Here is a 4,750-nt window from a genome sequence, read left to right as displayed (position 1 = left end):
TCTGAACGGCCTTGCCGGTCAATTCGCAACGGCGGGACATTTGAACTTCCTTTCGATTCCTGAACGCGCCGCCGTCGATCCGCTAAGATTGGGCTGCGCCGGCGTGAGCCGGAAAACAAGGCCTTGCGGCCGAAACTCTTGGAACCGTCGCCAGCTTGCCGTCCCGAGGCGGCGCGCCACATGCAAACAACGGCGCGCGATCCGAAAACAGCCGCATGCCGCGGGAACGCAAGTTCCGCGTCAGACGGTTCATGGAGGCGCGTCTATAAGCGAGTAGGCGGAAAAGGTCAAGGGAGCGCGGGCGACCAGAGCGCATTCGGATCGCGCGCGCCGCCGCAATATTTTTCGAGCGCGCAAGCGAAAACCGGTTGATCCGGGGCGGCGCGCTCGAACAGGGTCATGCACGAGCAAAATTTGGTCCGATCCGGCTCGCCGAAAATCTCCAGCAGGCTGCGGCCCTCGACAGCATTCACCAAGCCTGTGCATTCGATCAGGCGCGGCCCGAGCGCGGGATGGGCGAGATAGGCCCGCGCCTCTTCCATCGAGCTTATGGCGTAGAATTGCGCCATGGCCGAAACGCCCAGCCCTTCGCGCTGGGGGAAGACGAACCACATCCAATGGCTGCGCTTCCGCCCGGCGCGCAATTCGGCGCGCACAATGTCATAGACGCCGTCCTGTGCGGCGACGAAGCGCTGGAGATTGAAAGGATCGCTTGCGGTCATGGCTGAAAAGCAAAACCCCGGCGAAGCGCCGGGGTTTCAAGCTGTTCGATTTTCGCGCTGCGAAATCAGCCCTGGCGGGCCTTGTAGCGCTTCTGCGTCTTGTTGATGATATAGACGCGGCCCTTGCGGCGAACCAACTGGTTGTCGCGATGGCGCGTGCGCAAGGACTTGAGCGAGTTGCGGACTTTCATGTCTAACCCCGGAAACAATGGGCCGGGGTTCTCCCTCAGCCGAAAATTGGAGCCGGTGCTATGCCAAATTTGCGCGCCCTAATCAACCCCCCGCCGGCAATTTTGCTTAGCCGGCGCCCGGATCGGATTCCACGCCCACGCGGGATTGCGACGGCAGCGCGCCTGCGCCGGGGCAGGCGTCGAAATTGGTCAGTTCGGGCCGGTCGTGCGGACCCGCCGGCGGCATATCGTCTACGGACGTGCCTTTATCGGCCTTTGAGGGAGCGGAATTTTGCTGCAGAACGTCAAGCAGAGCCATGATCGCCTCCTGCTTTTATCAAGACGCGGAGCCGCCTACGATTTAGGCAGCGGTCAAGTCTTGAGCTTTTCGCAAGTAAACAGAAAATCGCTTCCGCCGCATTGCGGCAAATCAGCGCATTGCAAAAAAATCGCGCGGCGCCTTGGCTGTCGCCAAAAATCCGCGCCAAAAATCCCCGAAAGCGCTAGAAGCGGCTCATGGTCCTGGCTTTCGGCGATTCTCCCCTCCGCGCGCCGCGCATCAGGCGCGTGACGCTGGCCGATTTTCGCTGCTATGCCGCGCTCGATCTGCGCCTCTCGGCCAATATGGCGGCTTTGGCCGGCGATAATGGCGCCGGCAAGACCAATCTGCTGGAGGCGCTGTCGCTGTTCACCCCCGGCAGGGGCCTGCGCCGCGCCGAACTCGCCGATCTCGCCCGCGAGGGCGGCGGCGGCGGCTTCGCCGTCGCGCTGGAGCTGACGGGCGAGGCAGGAGGACCGCTGCATCTCGGGACCGGCTCCGAAATGACCGAGGCCGGCGCCCAGAAAAAATATCGCGTCGACCGCGAGCCGGTTTCCTCCTCGCGTATCTTCGCCGATCATGTCCGCATCGTCTGGCTGACGCCGGCCATGGACGGTCTTTTCACCGGCCCCGCCGGCGAGCGACGCCGCTTTCTCGACCGGCTGGTGCTGGCGGTGGACAGCGAACATGGCGCGCGGGTCAACGCTTTGGAGCGGGCCTTGCGCAACCGCAACCGCCTGCTGGAAGAGCGGCGCGGCGAAAAGATCTGGCTCGACGCCGCCGAGCGCGAGATCGCCGAACTGGCCATCGCCGTCGCCGCCGCCCGCCGCGAGACGGTGGAGCGCCTCGCTGCTTTGATCGCCGCCGGCCGCGACGACAGCTCGCCCTTCCCCTGGGCGGAAATCGCGCTGGAGGGCGAGATTGATGCGCTGGTGGCGCAACATTCCGCCCTCGAAGCGGAGGACCGTTTCCGCGCCTTGCTGCGCGACAATCGCGGACGCGACGCCGCCGCCGGCCGCGCCCTCGCGGGCCCGCAGGCGAGCGATCTCGCCGTGCGCCACGGCCCGAAACAATGCGAGGCCCGCCGCGCCTCGACCGGCGAGCAGAAAGCGCTGCTGGTCGGGCTGGCTCTGGCGCACGCCCGACTGGTCGCCGCCATGAGCGGCATCGCGCCTTTGGTGCTGCTGGATGAGATCGCCGCCCATTTCGACCCCTCGCGCCGCCGCGCTCTCTTCGACGCGCTGACGGAACTGGGCGGCCAGGTCTGGATGACCGGCGCGGACGTCGCTTTGTTCGACGATCTCGCCGGCCGCGCCGATATTTTCAGCGTCGCAAACGGCCGGATCGCGTCGATCTCTCGCGCGGAGAACACATGACAGGACTGGCCCAAGCGCGCAAGACGCTCAAATCCGTGTTCGGTTATGATGATTTCCGGCCCGGACAGGCGGAAATCATTGAGGCTGCGCTGGCCGGCGCGCCGGTGCTGGCGGTCATGCCGACCGGCAGCGGCAAGAGCCTGTGCTATCAATTGCCGGCCTTGCTGGGCGATGGCCTGACCCTGGTGATCTCGCCGCTGATCGCCTTGATGCGCGATCAGGTCGGGCAATTGCAGGCCCTGGGGCTGGGCGCCGCCGCGCTCAATTCCCAGACCAGCGAGGACGAGGCCCGCGCGATCTGGCGCGCGATCCGCGCCGACGAATTGAAACTTCTGTTCGTCTCGCCCGAACGCCTCGCCATGACCGGGCTGACAGAGGCGCTTTCCCGCGGAAAAATCGCCCGCGTGGCGGTGGACGAGGCTCATTGCATCTGCGAATGGGGCCATGATTTCCGGCCGGAATATCGCCTGATCCGCGAAAGCGTGGAACGGCTCGGCGACGTCCAGGTGCTGGCCTTCACCGCCACCGCCGACGCCGCGATGCGCGCCGATATCGCGGAGCGCCTATTCGCGCAGCCGCCGCAAATCTTCCTGCATTCCTTCGACCGGCCCAATCTGTCGCTAGCTTTCGCCGCCAAGGACCAGCCGCGCAAACAATTGCTGCGCTTCCTGAACGGACGGCGGGGCAAGAGCGGCATCGTCTATTGCGCCTCGCGCAACGGAACGGAGCGGCTGGCGGATTTCTTCGCGGAGCAGGGTTTCGAGACGGTGGTCTATCACGCCGGGCTCGACCAATCCGCGCGCAACGCCAATCAGGACCGTTTTCTGCGCGAGGACGCCGTGGTGGCCTTCGCCACCGTCGCCTTCGGCATGGGCGTCAACAAGCCGGACGTGCGTTTCGTCGCCCATGCCGACATGCCGGCCAGCGTCGAGGCCTATTATCAGGAGATCGGCCGCGCCGGGCGCGATGGCCTGCCCGCCGAAACCTTCACGCTCTATGGGCTGGAGGATATGGCGCTGCGCCGCCGCCAGATCGACGAAAAGCCGCTCGATGAGCCGCGCCGGCGCCATGAGCACCAGCGCTTTTCGGCTTTGGCCGCCTTGTGCGAGGCGTCGTCCTGCCGCCGCCAGATCCTGCTCGCCCATTTCAACGAAGAGGCGCCGCCCTGCGGGCGCTGCGACGTCTGCCGCGGCGAGGTTGCTGTGCGCGACGGGGCCGTCGAGGCGCAGAAGGCTTTGTCGGCGGTCTATCGCACCGGCCAGCGTTTCGGCCTAAACCATTTGTCCGATCTGCTCGTCGGCGCCGACAGCGAGGCCTTGCGCCGCAATGGCCACGACACGTTGAAGACCTTCGGCGTCGGGGCGGATCTCGGCAAACAGCAATGGGCCTCGATCTTCCGCCAGCTTTTCGCCGCCGGCGCGCTGCGCACGGCTAGCGCGGAACACGGCGGCTTCGCCCTCACCGAAAAAGGCGAGGCCATTTTGCGCGGGCGGGAAGGTTTTGTTCTGCGCGCCGATCCGCCGCGCGAAAAGCTCGCGGGCAAGCCGGCGCGACGCGGGCGCGATGTCGAGGACGGCGATCCGGAGGAGGCGCGGATTTTCGAGGTGTTGCGGAAACTGCGTCGCGAACTGGCGCAGGAGCAGGGTCTGGCGGCCTATATGGTGTTCGCAGATCGGACGCTGCTCGACATGGCGGCGCGGCGGCCCGCTACGCTGGACGAGATGCGCGCCATTCATGGCGTCGGCGAGCGTAAGGTCGCACTTTATGGCGAGGCTTTTCTGGAGGCGCTTGCGCAGGCTACGGCGTGAGGCGTGGCTCGATCTATTCCGAGACGTTGTCGGCGTCAGCCCCCTCATCCGGCGCTTCGCGCCACCTTCTCCCGCGAGGGGAGAAGGAGTGCGGCGCGTTCGCGGCTTAGTGGACGCTGACGGTCGCCAGGTGGTTTTCCCAGGCGTTGGCGACGGCGGCGTCCTTGCTGTCGGCGAGCACGATCGGCGCGCCATTGGCGCCGAGCAGCGCGAACAGCTGCTGGCCGGGCTGCAAGCCCTGGATCTGCGGGAACAGAGCCTGCGCCTCTTCCGACCGGATCGGCCGGACATAAGCGATGGCGCCCTCGCCCAGATGGGCGAATTGATCGGCGGTCAGCGGGCCCTGGCCGGGATT

General features: G+C 66.1%; 6 protein-coding genes. 2 read left to right on the top strand and 4 right to left on the bottom strand.

Annotation, left to right across the window (positions count from 1 at the left end; translation table 11 throughout):
- Window positions 1–287 precede the first annotated feature (287 nt).
- The 3 genes from ACE3S9_RS15080 to ACE3S9_RS15070 form a co-directional block, all read right to left on the bottom strand.
- Window positions 288–722, bottom strand: a complete 435-nt coding sequence (locus ACE3S9_RS15080) for a DUF1810 domain-containing protein (protein ID WP_374547300.1) — start codon at window positions 720–722, stop codon at window positions 288–290.
- Window positions 723–787: 65 nt separating this feature from the next.
- Window positions 788–913 (bottom strand): type B 50S ribosomal protein L36, encoded by a 126-nt coding sequence (ykgO, locus tag ACE3S9_RS15075; protein ID WP_088521155.1) that lies wholly within the window; start codon window positions 911–913, stop codon window positions 788–790.
- Window positions 914–1,019: 106 nt separating this feature from the next.
- On the bottom strand, window positions 1,020–1,211 hold the full coding sequence (locus ACE3S9_RS15070; protein ID WP_374547298.1) for a hypothetical protein: 192 nt from the start codon (window positions 1,209–1,211) through the stop codon (window positions 1,020–1,022).
- Window positions 1,212–1,408: 197 nt separating this feature from the next.
- Between ACE3S9_RS15070 and recF the strand changes: the two genes are divergently transcribed.
- On the top strand, window positions 1,409–2,587 hold the full coding sequence (gene recF, locus ACE3S9_RS15065) for a DNA replication/repair protein RecF (protein WP_374547297.1): 1,179 nt from the start codon (window positions 1,409–1,411) through the stop codon (window positions 2,585–2,587).
- Window positions 2,584–4,395, top strand: coding sequence for a DNA helicase RecQ (recQ, locus tag ACE3S9_RS15060; protein ID WP_374547296.1), 1,812 nt, complete (start codon window positions 2,584–2,586; stop codon window positions 4,393–4,395). The genes recF and recQ overlap by 4 nt, the downstream gene beginning before the upstream one ends.
- Before the next feature lie 106 nt (window positions 4,396–4,501).
- Here the strand turns inward: recQ and ACE3S9_RS15055 are convergent.
- A partial coding sequence (locus ACE3S9_RS15055) for a DUF1150 family protein (protein WP_374547295.1) occupies window positions 4,502–4,750 on the bottom strand: 249 nt, incomplete at its 5' end.

The sequence above is a fragment of the Rhodoblastus sp. genome, assembly GCF_041915505.1.
Lineage (GTDB): Bacteria > Pseudomonadota > Alphaproteobacteria > Rhizobiales > Beijerinckiaceae > Rhodoblastus.
The sequence above is the reverse complement of the archived record's forward strand: the minus strand, read 5'-3'. Positions and strand labels throughout refer to the sequence as shown.

Coding starts and splice junctions, on each gene's coding strand:
- ACE3S9_RS15080 (WP_374547300.1), bottom strand. CDS start 722: ATGACCGCAAGCGATCCTTTCAATCTCCAGCGCTTCGTCGCCGCACAG.
- ykgO (WP_088521155.1), bottom strand. CDS start 913: ATGAAAGTCCGCAACTCGCTCAAGTCCTTGCGCACGCGCCATCGCGAC.
- ACE3S9_RS15070 (WP_374547298.1), bottom strand. CDS start 1,211: ATGGCTCTGCTTGACGTTCTGCAGCAAAATTCCGCTCCCTCAAAGGCC.
- recF (WP_374547297.1), top strand. CDS start 1,409: ATGGTCCTGGCTTTCGGCGATTCTCCCCTCCGCGCGCCGCGCATCAGG.
- recQ (WP_374547296.1), top strand. CDS start 2,584: ATGACAGGACTGGCCCAAGCGCGCAAGACGCTCAAATCCGTGTTCGGT.